This window comes from Nocardia higoensis NBRC 100133 (assembly GCF_000308595.1).
Lineage (GTDB): Bacteria > Actinomycetota > Actinomycetes > Mycobacteriales > Mycobacteriaceae > Nocardia > Nocardia higoensis.
The window spans coordinates 14,977-31,351 of sequence record NZ_BAGA01000116.1 but is presented as its reverse complement, the minus strand read 5'-3'; the positions used below and the strand labels follow the sequence as shown (position 1 = coordinate 31,351).

Annotated in this window: 12 protein-coding genes; 6 read left to right on the top strand and 6 right to left on the bottom strand. The window is 68.2% G+C overall.

Annotation, left to right across the window (positions count from 1 at the left end):
* Positions 1-18 precede the first annotated feature (18 nt).
* The 5 genes from mtrA to hpf all read left to right on the top strand — a co-directional run bounded on the left by mtrA (position 19) and on the right by hpf (position 6,119).
* A complete protein-coding gene (mtrA, locus tag ON26_RS21135) occupies positions 19-696 on the top strand; it encodes an MtrAB system response regulator MtrA (protein WP_040797954.1) in 678 nt (225 codons plus the stop codon).
* Positions 693-2,570, top strand: a complete 1,878-nt coding sequence (gene mtrB, locus ON26_RS21130) for an MtrAB system histidine kinase MtrB (RefSeq protein WP_083884257.1) — start codon at positions 693-695, stop codon at positions 2,568-2,570. Before mtrA ends, mtrB begins: the two co-directional genes overlap by 4 nt.
* Positions 2,567-4,378 carry an MtrAB system accessory lipoprotein LpqB gene (gene lpqB, locus ON26_RS21125; RefSeq protein WP_040797953.1) on the top strand — a complete coding sequence of 604 codons (1,812 nt, stop codon included), beginning with the start codon at positions 2,567-2,569 and terminating at the stop codon, positions 4,376-4,378. Before mtrB ends, lpqB begins: the two co-directional genes overlap by 4 nt.
* Positions 4,379-4,467: 89 nt before the next feature.
* The gene (locus ON26_RS21120; protein WP_040797952.1) at positions 4,468-5,112 is read left to right on the top strand and encodes a ComF family protein; all 645 of its coding nucleotides are present in this window, start codon (positions 4,468-4,470) and stop codon (positions 5,110-5,112) included.
* Positions 5,113-5,465: 353 nt separating this feature from the next.
* Positions 5,466-6,119: a ribosome hibernation-promoting factor, HPF/YfiA family gene (gene hpf, locus ON26_RS21115; protein ID WP_040797951.1), complete on the top strand. Its 654-nt coding sequence runs from the start codon at positions 5,466-5,468 to the stop codon at positions 6,117-6,119.
* A gap of 135 nt (positions 6,120-6,254) precedes the next feature.
* Here hpf and bluB read toward each other — a convergent pair whose 3' ends face one another.
* From bluB to ON26_RS21085, 6 genes are all read right to left on the bottom strand, one after another.
* On the bottom strand, positions 6,255-6,944 hold the full coding sequence (gene bluB / locus ON26_RS21110; protein ID WP_051027315.1) for a 5,6-dimethylbenzimidazole synthase: 690 nt from the start codon (positions 6,942-6,944) through the stop codon (positions 6,255-6,257).
* A gap of 66 nt (positions 6,945-7,010) precedes the next feature.
* On the bottom strand, positions 7,011-8,261 hold the full coding sequence (locus tag ON26_RS21105; protein WP_040797950.1) for a fatty acid desaturase family protein: 1,251 nt from the start codon (positions 8,259-8,261) through the stop codon (positions 7,011-7,013).
* A gap of 110 nt (positions 8,262-8,371) precedes the next feature.
* Positions 8,372-9,712 (bottom strand): fatty acid desaturase family protein, encoded by a 1,341-nt coding sequence (locus ON26_RS21100; RefSeq protein ID WP_040797949.1) that lies wholly within the window; start codon positions 9,710-9,712, stop codon positions 8,372-8,374.
* Between the two features lie 49 nt (positions 9,713-9,761).
* On the bottom strand, positions 9,762-10,898 hold the full coding sequence (locus ON26_RS21095; protein WP_040797997.1) for a ferredoxin reductase: 1,137 nt from the start codon (positions 10,896-10,898) through the stop codon (positions 9,762-9,764).
* A gap of 284 nt (positions 10,899-11,182) precedes the next feature.
* Positions 11,183-11,731 carry a DUF6912 family protein gene (locus ON26_RS21090; RefSeq protein WP_174375426.1) on the bottom strand — a complete coding sequence of 183 codons (549 nt, stop codon included), beginning with the start codon at positions 11,729-11,731 and terminating at the stop codon, positions 11,183-11,185.
* Between the two features lie 55 nt (positions 11,732-11,786).
* On the bottom strand, positions 11,787-13,217 hold the full coding sequence (locus ON26_RS21085) for a WS/DGAT/MGAT family O-acyltransferase (RefSeq protein WP_040797948.1): 1,431 nt from the start codon (positions 13,215-13,217) through the stop codon (positions 11,787-11,789).
* A 262-nt stretch (positions 13,218-13,479) separates the two neighbouring features.
* On the opposite strand from ON26_RS21085, the gene secA reads away from it, so the two are divergent.
* Positions 13,480-16,278 (top strand): preprotein translocase subunit SecA, encoded by a 2,799-nt coding sequence (gene secA / locus ON26_RS21080; protein WP_040797947.1) that lies wholly within the window; start codon positions 13,480-13,482, stop codon positions 16,276-16,278.
* Positions 16,279-16,375 lie beyond the last annotated feature (97 nt).

Below are 16,375 nucleotides of genomic sequence, written 5' to 3'. Positions count from 1 at the left end.
AGATGACAACATATAACCATGAAGCCGAAGATTCTGGTCGTCGACGACGATATGGCGCTCGCGGAGATGCTGACGATCGTCCTACGCGGGGAGGGTTTCGACCCGCACGTGGTCGGTGACGGCACACAGGCGCTGGCCGCGGTGCGCGAGATCCGCCCCGATCTGGTCCTGCTCGACCTGATGCTGCCCGGTATGAACGGCATCGACGTCTGCCGGGTGCTGCGGGCCGACTCCGGTGTCCCGATCGTCATGCTCACCGCCAAGACCGACACCGTCGACGTGGTGCTCGGCCTGGAATCGGGTGCCGACGACTACATCGTCAAGCCGTTCAAGCCCAAGGAACTCGTCGCGCGCGTGCGGGCCCGGCTGCGCCGCACCGAGGACGAGCCCGCCGAGCAGCTCCAGATCGCCGACGTCCTCATCGACGTGCCCGCGCACAAGGTCTCGCGCGCCGGCCAGCAGATCTCGCTGACGCCGCTGGAGTTCGACCTGCTGGTGGCGCTGGCGCGCAAGCCGCGCCAGGTGTTCACCCGTGAGGTGCTGCTCGAGCAGGTGTGGGGCTACCGCCATGCCGCCGACACCCGGCTGGTCAACGTGCACGTGCAGCGGCTGCGCGCGAAGGTGGAGAAGGATCCGGAGAACCCGGAGATCGTGCTGACCGTCCGCGGCGTCGGCTACAAGGCCGGACCGCCGTGACCGATGGGAAGCGTCCCGCCTCGCGCGGGGTGATTCCACGACTGGAACGGTCGCTGGCCCCGGTCGGCGCCTGGTTCACCGATTTGGGTACCGCCCTCGGGCATCTGTGGCGTCGTTCGTTGCAGTTGCGCGTCATCGTCTCGACGTTGACGCTGTCGCTGATCGTGATCACCATTCTCGGTGTCGTGCTGACCAGTCAGATCACCGACCGCCTGCTCGATGCGAAGGTCAATGCGGCGGAAGAGGAGATCAACCGGGTCCGCGTGGCGGTCGAGGACAAGGTGTCGGGCGTCTACGACATCGACACCCTCCGCAAGGCATTGACCGACGCGCGCAGCGAGGTGTCCAATCGCGGCGGTTCGGGCCGTTCCAGTGGCGCGGCGGGCAGCTTCGACACCGCGCTCATCGTCGTCGGTAGCTCGGCGCAGCAGCAGGCCGAGGCCGGGCCGGTGTCCGAGGTGCCCGCCGAATTACGTCGCTTCGTGCAGCGCAACCAGATCAGCTATCAGTTCGCCACGGTCGCCGACCCCGACGGCTATCACGGGCGCGCGCTGATCATCGGCAGCCCCAGCGCGGAGGTGCCCACGCTGGAGGTCTATCTGATCTTCCCGCTGGCCAACGAGGAGAGCAGTCTCGCCCTCATGCGCGGCACGATGATGATCGGCGGCCTGGTGTTGCTGGTGCTGCTCGCCGCCATCACCGCGCTGGTCACCAGACAGGTGGTGCTGCCGATCCGGTCGGCCGCGCGTATCGCCAGCCGCTTCGCCGACGGGCGTCTCAAGGAACGCATGCTGGTGCGCGGCGAGGACGACATGGCGCGGCTGGCGCAGGCGTTCAACGAGATGGCCGAGAGCCTGTCGAACCAGATCACCCAGCTGGAGGAATTCGGCAATCTGCAGCGCCGGTTCACCTCCGATGTCAGCCATGAGCTGCGTACCCCGCTGACCACCGTGCGGATGGCCGCCGACCTCATCCACGGCTCCAGCGACCAGCTGGATCCGGCGCTGGCCCGCAGCGCCGAACTGCTGGTCACCGAACTGGACCGGTTCGAGGGCCTGCTCAACGACCTGCTCGAGATCAGCCGTCATGACGCGGGCGTGGCCGAGTTGCAGGTGGAATCGCTGGATGTGCGGATGTGCGCGCGGGCCGCGATCTCCACCGTGCGCCATCTGGCCAAGGAATCCGGCGTGGAGGTGGTCACCGACCTGCCGGAGGACCCGGTCGTCGCCGAGGTCGATCCACGACGGGTGGAGCGGGTGCTGCGCAATCTGCTCGCCAACGCCATCGACCACAGCGAGGGCAAGCCCGTGCTGCTGCGGATGCGCGGCGACGCCGACGCCAACGCGGTGGCGTTCGTGGTCCGCGACCAGGGCGTCGGCCTGCGTCCCGGCGAGGACAAGCTGGTCTTCAACCGGTTCTGGCGCTCGGACCCGTCCCGGATGCGCCGCTCGGGCGGCACCGGACTCGGCCTGTCCATCAGTGTCGAGGACGCCAATCTGCACGCGGGCCGGCTCGAGGCCTGGGGCGAGATCGGCGTGGGCGCCAGCTTCCGGCTGACGCTGCCGATGACGCGCGGACGCAAAATGGGAACCAGCCCCTTGCCGCTGGAGGCCGCGGTGCGCAGGACACCGCCGCGCCCCTCGGAGCCGGTGCCCATCGAGGGCGACCCGGTGGACATTCCGACCGTGCCGATGTACCGGCCCGCGCCACGCGCGGCCGCGCCGGTCGACACCGAGGAAACCGGCGACGCCGCCGACGGCGCCGGAACCGGACAGCCTTCCTCGGCCGAGAGCGAGAACGGCGTGGGGGTACGCTCGTCCGATTCCTCCGACGGCAGCCACGCGCTCAGCGAACGTGGAGGTGAACCGTCATGACGATGCGAGTTGTCCGGTCTTCCGGCCGCACCGGGCTCCCCGCGTTGTTGCTCATCGTGCTCATGGTGCTCACCGGCTGCGCGAGCCTGCCGGAGTCGTCCGCCCCGCAGGCGCTGCGCACCATCGACCGCGAGCCCGCCCTCGACGGGCCCGCCCCACCGATCGCCGGGCGCGATCCCGACCTGCTGCTGCGGGATTTCCTGGCGGCCACCGCCGACCCGGCCACCCGGCACCTGGCCGCGCGCCAGTACATGACTCCGTCGGCGTCGGCGCAGTGGGACGACACGCTGAGCACCACCATCGTGGAACGGCCCGACACCCTGCTGGAATCGCGCGAGGGTGACCGGGCCACGTACCGGATCCGCGCGCAGCGGGTGGCCGAGCTGTCCGGCGACGGCGCGTATCGCGCGGTCACCGAGCCCACCCTCGAGAACAAGATCGAGATGGTCAAGGTCGACGGCGAGTGGCGCATCGAGTCGCTGCCCGCGGGCGTCGTGATGGACGTGGGCGCGTTCGCCAAGTCCTACCGCCGCTACGTGCTGTATTTCGCCGACCCGACCGGCACCGCGGCCGTGCCGGATCTGCGCTGGCTCTCGGTCCCCAAGAACCAGCTGGCCCAGCGGCTGCTCGGGCTGCTCATCGAAGGGCCGCACCAGAGTCTCGCGCCGGTGGTGGGCAACCGGCTGGCGCCGCCGGTGACGCTGCGCGGGCCGATCACCAAGGCCAACGGCGACCCGCAGGATGTCGGCGTCGGGCTGGGCGGCATCCGCGTGGACTTCGCGGGCGCGGGCGGGCTGAACCAGCGCGACAAGGAGATGCTGGCCGGGCAGGTCGTCCTGACCCTGTCCCAGGCCGACATTCCCGGCCCCTACATCCTGCTGGCCGACGGGCAGCCGCTCGACGACCGGTACGCGGTCGGCGGCTGGACCGTCGGCGATGTGGACTACCTCAACCCGTCGGTGAGCGCGGTCGATCGTATCGGCCTGCACGCGCTGCGGGGTGGCACGCTGGCCCAGGTCACCGACGGCGGGGTGGTGGACGTGCCCGGCTATTTCGGGTCGGTCAGCAATCTGCGCTCGGCCGCGCTCTCCCCGGACGGTCAGCTGGTCGCCGCGGTGGCCGACGCCGGCCGTCCGGCGCCCGAGCCGCAGCGCACGCTGATGGTGGGCACCTACGGCGGCACGGCGATCCCGGTCGCCGAGGGCACGACCATTTCCCGCCCTTCCTGGAACGCCGACGGCAGCGCGGCCTGGGCGGTGATCGACGGCGTCCAGGTGATCAGGGCAGTGCACGACAGCGCGACCAATACCGTGTCCAGGCAGCCGGTCGACATCAGCGGCCTGACTTCCGATCCGGCGGGGCCGACATTGCGCATGCCGATCACCGAACTGCGTATCTCCCGCACCGGCGTTCGTGCGGCCCTCATCGCCGACGGCAAGGTCTACGTGGCTCTGATCGTGCGCGGCGCGAACGGCGGCTACGCGCTGACCACACCGGTTCCGGTCGCGGTCGGCCTGAGCAGCAGCGCGGTCTCGCTGAGCTGGATCGGCGGGGACACCCTGCTGATCGCCAGGGAGGGCAATATCGACCCGGTCTCCACGGTGCGCATCGACGGCTCGGAGTGGCGCCCGGTCACCTCGCCGAACCTGACACCGCCGGTGCGCGCGGTCGCCGCCACGCCCGGCGCCCAGTACGTCGCCGACGCGCGTGGCGTGCTGGAACTGACCGGCAATACCGGTGAGCCGTCCTACTGGACCGAGATGCCCGGTCTGGTCGGCAACGACGCGACTCCCGTGCTGCCCGGCTGACCAGGCGGGGTTGTCCACACCCCCTGCGGCTGTGGACAACCCGGCGTGGATACGCCGGAGCCGTCGAGGTGCGGGTGCACACTCGGTGCATGCGAACCCTGCTGGATCTGATGCTCCCCGTGGCCTGCGGCGGCTGCGCTCGCGCGGGTACGGCGTGGTGTACGGGTTGCGACGCCGCGCTGGCCGGCCCGCCCGTCCGGGTGCGACCCCGCACCGATCCCGGTGTCCCGTGCTGGGCGCTGGCGCCCTACACCGGGCCCGCGCGCTGCGCGGTACTGGCGATCAAGGAACGCGGTCGCCGCGATCTCGCCGGGCCGCTGGGCCGCGCACTGGCCCGGGGGTTGGCTCGGCTGCGCACTCGTGACCGGCCGCTGTTGCTGGTGGCCGCGCCGAGCAGACGCGCGGCCGCCCGGATGCGCGGAGGCGATCCGGTGCTCCGTGTCGCCGGCATTGCGGCCGGGTATCTGCGCAATTGCCGGGCGATTCCGATGTTGCGGGTATGGCGCGGCGTACACGATTCGGTGGGCCTGTCGCCCGGTGAGCGCAGGCACAATCTGAGCGGTCGGGTATCACTGCGTCCCGGAGCCTTGGCGAAGGTCGGTCGCACCGGAAAATGCGAGGTAGTGGTGGTGGACGATGTGCTCACCACCGGTGCGACGGCCACCGAGTCGGTCCGGGTTCTCGAATGTTCGGGACTCTCGGTGGTGGCCTTCTTCGTGACGTGTGTGGCTTGACTCGAGGAAATTTGCGTGAACGGTGGCAAACCTCTCGCGGGCGGACTACCGTCGCGGTCACACACCCGAACCGGGAGTTTGGAGGTGGCGCCTCGGAAACTTCGTGCCGTGTGATTTCCCGGCGTGAGCGGGCCGGAAGGGAGCCCGCGAAAGTGTTCGCAGTCGATCTGCTGCCCGCGATCCACTCAGGAACGGTCTCGCCGGAATCAGTCAGTCTCGGTACGGCTCAACCCCGCCGCACGCGCAAAGGTTGGTGCGGCCAGATCCGGGAGGTACGCGTGACGTCTTCACGACCTTCAGTGAAAGAACCCTCGACCATCGACGCGCCGGAGCTCGACGCGACGCCCACTGCGATGGAAATCGACGAATCCGCCGAGCGGCCACGGCCGACACGAGCGGAGATCGTCGTCAAGGGGCGCAATGTCGAAGTACCCGACCACTTCCGAATTTATGTGTCCGACAAGCTCTCCCGGCTCGAACGATTCGATCCGACGATCTTCCTCTTCGACGTGGAGCTCTTCCACGAGCGCAACCGCCGCCAGAAGAAGGCGTGCCAGCGCGTGGAGATCACCGCCCGCGGCAAGGGCCCGGTCGTCCGGGCCGAGGCCTGCGCGGACAGCTTCTACGCGGCCTTCGAATCGGTGACCGCCAAGCTGGAGAGCAGGCTGCGCCGCACCAAGGACCGCAGGCGTGTGCACTACGGCGACAAGACACCGCTCTCGGTCGCCGAGGCCACCGCCAGCCTGCTCGACGACTCGCTGTTCGCGCAGGGTAGGGATGGAGCGGCCGGGCACGAGCACGACCGAGACGAGCACGAAAACCTCGGTCCCGGCCATATCGTGCGCACCAAGGTGCATACCGCGGCACCGATGACGGTCGACGACGCGCTCTACCAGATGGAGCTCGTCGGCCACGATTTCTTCCTCTTCCATGACAAGGAGACCGACCGCCCCTCGGTGGTCTACCGACGTCACGCGTTCGACTACGGCCTCATCAGGCTGGCCTAGACGCCATGTGTGCACGGCCCGTCGCCCATCCGGCGACGGGCCGTCGTCGTGGTCTCGGACATCTGCCCGGTGCGACCGGCGCCCGCATGGTGATCACGACGGCCGACGAACTCGCCGGTGCGTCTGCGCGGTCGGTCAGGAATGCGCTTCCGGCGCAACAGCTTCGGTAGCGGGCTCAGGGGCGCCGAGGCCCGCGCCGAACCGCTCGTGGTGGATGGCTTCGGTGAGCGGTCTGCCGCTGCGCCAGCCGAATCGCTCCAGATCCGGAACGGTCTGGAATTCGCGGACCGGCCCGACACACAACCAGGCGACCGGGCGGATGCCTTCGGGCAGGCCGACCAGTTCGGCGAGGAAGCCGGCGTCGTAGAACGACACCCAGCCGACGCCGATCTTCTCCGCGGTGGCGGCCAGCCACAGGTTCTGGATGGCCAGCACCGTGGAGTAGATCCCGGTCTCGGGGACGGTGGCCCGGCCGAGCACCTGCGGTCCGCCGCGGTCGTGGTCGTAGGTGACCACGACCCCGGTGCCGCTCTCGACGATGCCCTCGATCTTGATGGGCTCGAAGGTGACGGCCCGGTCCGGCGACAGCCCGGCGCGGAATTCCACCCGCTTGTCCGCCACATGAGCGGCGAACCGGCGCAGGGTCGCCGGTTCGCGCACCACGACGAAATCCCACGGCTGCGAATTGCCGACGCTGGGAGCCCGGTGCGCCGCTTCGAGCAAGCGCCACAGCACCGCGTCGTCGACGATATCGCCGGTGAATTCCGCACGCACATCACGCCGCGTCCGAATGGCCTCGTACAGGCCGACCTGTTCCTCGTTCACCGTCTCAGTCAACCAGGGGCGCGGACGGGCGCGGTGCGTTCGGCCCGATCAGTCGTTCTTCCGGAATCAGGCCGAGGCGAAGCGCCGGCTGAACCGGCGGCGCTGCTGCCCGAGCGCGGTGCGCAGGCCGCGTCGCTTGCCCGTCACCGGGTCGAAGCTGGGCGCCGTGGCACCGTTGAAGCGGCGCTCCGAAGCGGTCTCGGGGGCGTCGTCGGCGGTGTGGCGCAGGTACTTGTTCGGCAGCGACAGCTTGACGATGGTGCGCCAGGCCTTGAAGTACTGCGCGGGCAGCGGACCGGTGGTGTACGGCAGGTCGTACTTGTCGCACAGTTCGCGCACCCGCACCGCGATCTCGGCGTACCGGTTGCTCGGTAGATCGGGGAACAGGTGATGCTCGATCTGGTGGCTGAGGTTGCCCGACATGAAGTGCAGGAGCTTGCCGCCGGAAATGTTGGCGCTGCCCAGCATCTGGCGCAGGTACCACTCGGCATGGGTCTCGTTGTCCACGTCCGACTTGGTGAACTTCTCCGCGCCGTCGGGGAAGTGTCCGCAGAAGATGATCGCGTTGGACCAGACATTGCGGATCATGTTGGCGGTCATGTTCGCGGTGAACGTGGAGAAGAACGCGCGGCCGGTCAGCGCCGGGAAGATCACGTAGTCCTTGACGACCTGCTTGCCGACCTTCTCGATCACCTCGTCGCGCTTACGCTCGAATTCCGCGCGCTCGGGGGTGCCGGGCTTGATGCGCCCGGTGGCCACCTTGCCCAGCTCGAGATGCTGGATGGCGACGCCGTACTGGAACAGCAGCTGCAGGATCAGGTTGTAGACCGGATTACCGAGATTGAACGGCTTCCAGCGCTGGTCACGGGTGACGCGCAGCAGGCCGTAGCCGATGTCGTCGTCCATGCCGAGCACATTGGTGTACTTGTGGTGCAGGTAGTTGTGGGTGTGCTTCCAGTGCTTGGACGGGTCGGTGTTGTCCCATTCCCAGGAGGTGGAGTGGATTTCCGGGTCGTTCATCCAGTCCCACTGGCCGTGCATCACATTGTGGCCGATCTCCATGTTCTCGATGATCTTGGCCACGCCGAGCAGGCCCGCGCCGGCCAGCCAGGCGGGCCGCCGCCGGCTGCCGAACAGGATGGCGCGACCGGTGATTTCGAGGCCGCGCTGCAGTCTGATGACATTGCGGATATAACGCGCGTCCGATTCGCCGCGTGAACTTTCGATTTGTCGTCGAATCGCGTCGAACTCCGCACCGAGGGCTTCTACATCAGCTTCGGTGAGGTGCGCGTACTCCTTGACATCCGAGATCGCCATGGCGGTTACAGTACCGTAAGTTACGAGACCGTAGGTTGTTGGGTCTGCGACAAATCATCCACCGGGCTGTGGTAAATCCCGCATTGAAATCGCGGCCGAGACATGATATTTCAGGCCCGGCGCGCGCGCATCCCGGAGCGCTTGAGCTCTTTGAGCGCGGCCTTCTTCTCCCGGAGCACCTGCTTTTCGTGGCGCGCCTTTTCCTCCAGCGCGACTTTGGCCTCCTGAATGGCCGAACGCAGCCCGCGGCGCTTTCCGGTCACCGGGTCGGTGATCAGCCGGTTGTGCTCACCCCAGCGTTCGGTGTGCGGCAACGTGATACCGACGAACTTGCGCTCGGAAGACGTCTCCGGGGCATCGTCGGCGGTGCGCTTGAGGAAACGATCCGGAAGCGCCAGCTTGTGAATCGTGCGGAAAGCCAGCAGGTACTGCTTGCCCAGGGAACCGGTGGTGTAGGGCAGGTCGTACTTGTCGCACAATTCCCGCACCCGCTCGGCGATCTCGGGATACCGGTTGCTCGGCAGATCCGGGAACAGATGGTGCTCGATCTGATAGCAGAGATTGCCGCTCATGAACGCCATCGCGGGCCCCGCGTCGAAATTCGCGCTGCCGAGCATCTGGCGCAGGTACCACTCGGCCTGCGTCTCGCCCTCGAGTTGCTCGATGGTGAACTTCTCCGCGCCGTCCGGGAAATGTCCGCAGAAGATCACCGCGTAGGCCCACAGATTGCGCACCAGATTCGCGGTGGCGTTCGCCTTCAGCGTCGACTTCCAGGCGGGTCCGGTCAGCGCCGGATAGATGAGGAAATCCTTCGCGACCTGGCGGCGGATCTTGCGGGCGAATTCCCGGTTCGGCGCCGAGCCGAGTTCCCAGGCGGGAACGTTCGAGATCTGCTTTTCGATGGACCAGTCGTGCAGGGCGATGCCCCACTCGAAGGTGGCCGCCAGGATCAGATTGGCCACCGGCTGCACCAGATGGATCGGCCGCCACGGCTCGTCCCTGGTCATGCGCAGGATGCCGAAGCCGAGGTCCTCGTCCTTGCCCAGCACGTTGGTGTAGGTGTGGTGGGAGTAGTTGTGCGCGCGGCGCCACTGCGCCGACGGGCCGGTCTGGTCCCATTCCCAGGTGGTGGAGTGGATCTCGGGATCGTTCATCCAATCCCATTGACCGTGGCTGATGTTGTGGCCCAGCTCCATGTTCTCGATGATCTTGGCGACCGAGAGCATCGCGGTGCCGGCCAGCCAGGCCCACCGGTTGCGGCTGCCGAACAGCACGGCCCTCGCCGCGACCTCCAGACCGCGCTGAGCGGCGATGGTGCGCCGGATGTACTTCGCGTCACGCTCTCCGCGTGACTGCTCCACCGACCGGCGAATCGTGTCGAGCTCGTGGCCGAGCGCCTCGATGTCGGTGTCGGTGAGGTGGGAAAAAGCCTGGATATCGGTGATGGCCACCGCCAGTCCCTTCTGTGGCTGGACGTTGCTGTCGAGGGTACGCGGCGACTCAGATTTCGAGTGTGCAGTCGCCCGCGGCGGCGGAGATGCAGGTCTGCACCTTGTCGCCGGCCCGGCGCTCGTCGCCGTTGCGCAGATCGCGCGCGTGGCCCTCGGCCACCGTCACCACACAGGTCTGGCAGATGCCCATCCGGCAGCCGAACGGCATCTGCACACCGACCGACTCGCCTGCCTCGAGCAGGCTGGTCGCCCCGTCGGCGACCACGCTGCGTCCGGTCTTGCCGAAGGTGACCGTGCCGCCCTCGCCGACCGCCGACCGCTCGATCTCGAAGCGTTCCACGTGCAGCTTGTCCGACAGGCCCGCGGCCTGCCAGTGCTTCTCGATCTCGTCGAGCATCGCGGCCGGGCCGCACGCCCAGGTCTCGCGCTCGCGCCAGTCCGGGAACTCGGCGTCGAGCTCGGCCAAGGCGAATTTGCCCTGCTCGCCGGTCAGCCGCAGATGCGAGGCGAAGCCGGGATGCCTGTCGTGCAACGCGCGCAGCTCGGCGCCGAACATCACGTCCTGCTCCGACCGCGCGGAGTGCAGATGCGCCACATCGGCGATGCCGTCGCGGCGGTCCATCGCGCGCAGCATCGACATCACCGGGGTGATGCCGCTGCCCGCGGTCAGGAACAGCACCTTCGGCGGCGGCGGGGAGGGCATGACGAAACCGCCCTGCGGAGCCTGCAGCCGCACGATGGTGCCCGGCTGCACGCCGCCGACGAGATGGCTGGACAGGAAGCCCTCCGGCATGGCCTTGACCGCGATGGAGATGACCTTCTTGCCGCCGTGCTCGGGCGAATTCCAGTTCGGCGGGCAGGTCAGCGAGTAGGAACGCCAGTGCCAGCGACCGTCGACCAGCAGGCCGATGCCGATGTACTGGCCCGGCTGATAGGTGAAATCGAAGCCCCAGCCCGGTCGGATGACGATGGTCGCCGAGTCCGCGGTCTCCTCGCGCACATCGACGATGCGACCGCGTAGTTCGCGCGCCGACCACAGCGGATTGGCCAGGTGCAGGTAGTCGTCGGGCAGCAGGGGAGTGGTCACCCGGGCGACGGCGCCGCGCAGCACATTGAGCCGACCGCCGCGCTCGGCGACATTCGCCGCGGGCGCCTCCAGCCAGTCACGGACATTCTTCAGGACCATCAGTGCCGTTTCGTCTTTCTGTTCGTTCGTCGCGGTGTCGTCGTCGCTGATGCCGGATCCGCCGCGGTGGCGAATTCGACCGGCTCGCGGTCGCATACGTCTGCGCGAGTTCACTCCGCCCGCAGGGGCGGGCCCGCTCACTGTCAGGTTACGGCATCGTAGGTTATTCGGGGGAAGTGCTGTTCGCACTTCGAACGTGAGCCCTCGGTCACGATCTCGGGCGAACGGCGCCTCGGCCGGTGCGCGCGGGCGAACATATTGCGGTTCGGCCCGGGCCGTCCGGCTCAGAGCAATTCGACGAGGAAGGCGAGTTCCTGGTTGGCGTACCAGGCGAGCTGGTGGTCCTCGGCGTCGCCGAGCACGAATTCGGCGTCCTCGTCACCGAGATCGGCGGCGTCGATCACGTCCACGGCCTTGGCCACCTCCGGCTCGGCCTCGGCCAGATCGACGTGCACCGAGGCGATCCGCTCGTAGGGAATCGGCCCGGACAACTTGACCACCGCGTCGTCGAGATCGGAGCGCAGCTTCGCCCCGGACACATCCGCCGCGATCACCGCCCGCCGGTACACCGGGCCGCCGTGCGCGCCCGCACCGGGTGCGGGGGCCGCGTCGGCGTCGGCGGGTGCCTCGAGCGCCTCTTCCAGCGACTCGGTGAGGTCTTCGCGTTCGGCGGCGATCAGGCGCAGCGAGGCCCGCGCGGCCTCGCTCATCGCGACCTCGGCCAGCTCCTCGTCGTCGCCGGAGGCATACGCCTCGCGCAGGGCCGGGGTGACCGCGAAGGCGGTGCCGCCGACCGGGAAGATCTCGCGCTCGGTGAGCAGCCGACGCAACATCGGCACCGTCACGGGAATGTAGACCCGCAGCTTCTTCGTCTCGGGCAAGTTCTTCTCAGGCGCAGGCACCGAGCATCTCCTCCAAGGATTCGTGCACCGCGGCCGCCAGGACGCCGATATCGGCCATCGCGTCGCGATCGCCGTTGAGCCCGTAGAAGACACGACCGTCATAGGACGTGATCCCGATGCTCGAGGCCTGATTGCGCAGCAGCGGCGACACCGCGTACATCTCCAGCATCCGCGCGCCGCCGATGTACATCGGCCGCTGCGGACCCGGTGCGTTGGTGATCACCAGATTGAATGTGTGTTCTGCGAAGGTACTCGCCGCCCGTACGCTCACCGCGTGCAGGCTCGCCGGGGCGAAGCCCGACAGATGCACCAGCGTGCGCGCCCGCACGCCGCGCCGGAATCCGGCGTTGGCCTCGTTGGCGTGCGCGATGTGCGACAGCCGGATCACCGGATTCGGTTCCCCGACCGGCAGATCTATCAGGAACGAGGACACCTCGCTGGCGGGGGGCGCCGTTCGTTCGGCCCTCTCGTCGTCGACATAGACCGACATCGGCACCACCGCGCGCAGGGTGCTCGACTCGACCAGGCCCTCGCCGCGGGAGAGCAGCCAGTTGCGCAGCGCCCCGGTGACCACGGCCAGGATGACGTCGTTCAGCGAGCAGTCGAAGTGCTTGTGGATGCTGCGGTGGCTGGCGAGGTCGGTGCTGGCGGTCGCGAACCGCCGATGCCGGGAGGTGGGCGCGTTCAGTGGGCTGTCCGGCGCGCCGATGGCCACCGCGCGCACCGCCGACACCACCGAGTCCAGCGCCCGGCCCGCCGCGCCGACCATCGCGAAGGCCTCGGAACTGCGCTCGCGCGCCACGGTCATCGCTTCCCTCGGCCGGGCGGCCAGCCGGCTCAGCGCCCCGATCAGCAGTTCGACCTCGGTCGGTTCGCGCGGCGGCTCCCAGAGGTAATCGGCCAGCTCGCGCGGCGAGGGGCTGGTGTCGAGGATGACGTGCCCGATCTCCAGCGCCTCGTCCCCGTCGACGAGGGCGGCGTGCGTCTTGGTGAAGATGGCGCCGCGCCCGCCCGCGAGCCCCTCGATCAGATACATCTCCCACAGCGGTCTGCTCTGGTCCAGCGGCCGGGACGCCAGCCGTGCGACCAGTTCGTGCAGTTGCTCCTCGGTGCCGGGACTGGGCAGCGCGGAGCGGCGGACGTGATAGGTGATGTCGAATCTGCTGTCCTCGACCCACACCGGCTTGCCCAGCGACAGCGGGATCTCGCGGACCTTCCAGCGATAACGCGGAACCAGCGCCAGCCTGCTCTCCACCAGATCGACCAGGCTGTCGTAGTCCACCCCCTGCGGAGCACCGGCGCTCGCGTCCTCGCCGTCGGAGCCGGCGACGATCGCGAGGGATCCGATGTGAATCGGATTACTGCTCGACTCCAGCCGGTAGAACGCCGCGTCCTGCGGCGTCAATCTGGTGATCACGCTGCCAGTCGCTCCTTTCGATGCTGGTGACGCCCGACGCCGCTCGTCACCGCGACACCATTCGGCGCGACCTTCGGCTCGACACGAGCCGCGGCGGCGTTACGGTGGCACGATGCTTCGATTCGATCACAGTGGACGCCCGCCTGCATAGCACCGCGCGCAGGTAGCGCGACTACCATGAATTCGTGCCGCGGATTCCGCCGACTCGGCGGAGCCGTTGGGGGGACCAAATCGACACCCGACCAGAGGACTGAAAAGACCCGTGCCTGCGCTGACGCTTTCGAGGTTGCTACGGATCGGTGAGGGTCGCACCGTCAAGCGGCTCGCTCATCTCGCCGACGAGGTGATCGCGATCGGCCCGGACTACGAGGATCTGACCGACGCGCAGCTGCGGGCCAAGACAGCGGAGTTCAAACAGCGGTACGCCGACGGCGAAACCCTGGACGACCTGCTGCTGGAAGCTTTCGCGGTGGCTCGGGAGGCGTCCTGGCGCGTGCTCAACCAGAAGCACTACAAGGTGCAGATCATGGGCGGCGCGGCGCTGCATCTGGGCAATATCGCCGAGATGAAGACCGGTGAGGGCAAGACCCTGACCTGTGTGCTGCCCGCCTACCTCAACGCGCTGTCCGGCGACGGCGTGCACGTGGTCACCGTCAACGACTACCTGGCCAAGCGCGACGCCGAGTGGATGGGCCGCGTGCACCGCTTCCTCGGCCTCGAGGTCGGCGTGATCCTCGGCGGCATGACCCCGCCGCAGCGCCGCGTCGCCTACCACGCCGACATCACCTACGGCACCAACAACGAGTTCGGCTTCGACTACCTGCGCGACAACATGGCGCACTCACTCGACGATCTGGTGCAGCGCGGCCACAACTTCGCCGTGGTCGACGAGGTCGACTCGATCCTCATCGACGAGGCCCGCACCCCGCTGATCATCTCCGGCCCCGCCGACGCCTCCTCCAAGTGGTACGCGGAGTTCGCCCGCATCGCGCCGCTGCTGAAGAAGGACGTGCACTACGAGGTCGACATCAAGAAGCGCACCATCGGCGTGCACGAGGCGGGCGTGGAGTTCGTCGAGGATCAGCTCGGCATCGACAACCTCTACGAGGCCGCGAACTCGCCGCTGGTCAGCTATCTGAACAACGCCGTCAAGGCCAAGGAGCTCTACCAGCGCGACAAGGACTACATCGTCCGCGACGGCGAGGTCATCATCGTCGACGAGTTCACCGGCCGCATCCTCGTCGGGCGCCGCTACAACGAGGGCATGCACCAGGCCATCGAGGCGAAGGAGGGGGTGGAGATCCAGCCGGAGAACCAGACGCTGGCCACCATCACCCTGCAGAACTACTTCCGCCTCTACAGCAGGCTCTCCGGCATGACCGGCACCGCCGAGACCGAGGCCGCCGAACTGCACCAGATCTACAGCCTGGGCGTGGTCCCGATCCCGACCAACCGCCCGATGCAGCGCATCGACCAGTCGGACCTGATCTACAAGTCCGAGGAGGCCAAGTTCAACGCCGTGGTCGACGATGTCGTCGAGCGCCACGAACTCGGCCAGCCGGTCCTGATCGGCACCACCAGCGTCGAACGCTCGGAGTACCTGTCCAAGCAGTTCACCCGCCGCGGCGTCCCGCACAACGTGCTCAACGCCAAATTCCACGAGAAGGAAGCCGAGATCATCGCCGAGGCCGGTCGGCCCGGCGCGGTCACCGTCGCCACCAATATGGCCGGTCGAGGCACCGACATCGTGCTCGGCGGCAATCCCGACATCATCGCCGACCTGCTGCTGCGCAAGCAGGGGCTGGATCCGGTGGAGACCCCCGAGCAGTACGAGGCGGCCTGGCTGCCGACGCTGGAGAAGGTCAAGGCGCAGACCGAGGCCGACGCCGAAGCGGTCATCGAAGCGGGCGGCCTGTACGTGCTCGGCACCGAGCGGCACGATTCGCGCCGTATCGACAACCAGCTGCGCGGCCGCTCCGGACGTCAGGGCGACCCGGGTGAGTCCCGCTTCTACCTGTCGCTGGGCGACGAGCTGATGCGCCGCTTCAACGGCGCCGCGCTCGAGTCGATCATGACCCGGCTGAACCTGCCCGACGACGTTCCGATCGAGGCCAAGATGGTCTCCAAGGCGATCAAGAGCGCGCAGACCCAGGTCGAGCAGCAGAACTTCGAGATCCGCAAGAACGTCCTCAAGTACGACGAGGTCATGAACCAGCAGCGCACCGTGATCTACGGCGAGCGCAACCGGATCCTGCGTGGTGAGGACATGGAGGGTCAGGTCCAGAACATGATCACCGACGTGTTCACCGCCTATGTCGACGGCGCCACCGCCGACGGCTATGTGGAGGACTGGGATCTGGAGAAGCTGTGGACCGCGCTCAAGACCCTGTACCCGGTGAGCCTGGATTACCGCGAGCTGACCGGTGAACTCGCCGGCGAGGAACGCGACCTGACGCGCGACGAGCTGCTCGAGGCCGTTCTCGACGACGCCCATGCCGCCTACGCCAAGCGTGAGCAGGAGATCGACGGCTTGGCCGGCGAGGGCTCCATGCGCAACCTGGAACGTCAGGTGCTGCTGTCGGTGCTGGACCGCAAGTGGCGCGAGCACCTCTACGAGATGGACTACCTCAAGGAGGGCATCGGCCTGCGCGCGATGGCCCAGCGCGACCCGCTGGTCGAGTACCAGCGCGAGGGCTACGACATGTTCATGGCCATGCTCGACGGCCTCAAGGAGGAGTCGGTCGGCTTCCTGTTCAACCTGAAGGTCGAAGTCCAGCAGCCGCAGCCCACCGGCGTCTCCGTCGACCCCGGCCTGCGCTCCCCCCTCGGCGCGACCCCGCCGCCCGCCGCCCCGGCCCCGCTGCTCGCCAAGGGCATCTCCGACGGCTCTCCGCGCGGCCTGAACTACATCGGCCCCGACGAGGGCGGCCGCGCCGAGGTGCACAGCGACGCCGAGGAATACGGCGGCGACGGCGCCCACACCCCCCGCCGCGAACGCCGCGAAGCGGCCCGCGCCGAAGGCAAGGGCAAGCGCGGACCGAAGTCCCGCCGTCGGCACTGAGGTGTTCGGCCGCGGACGCTGAACGATCGAAAGGGCCGTCGGGGCGTGCTACGCCTCGACGGCCCTTTCGTCGTGTGGCCGGACGGCAGTGGGACCG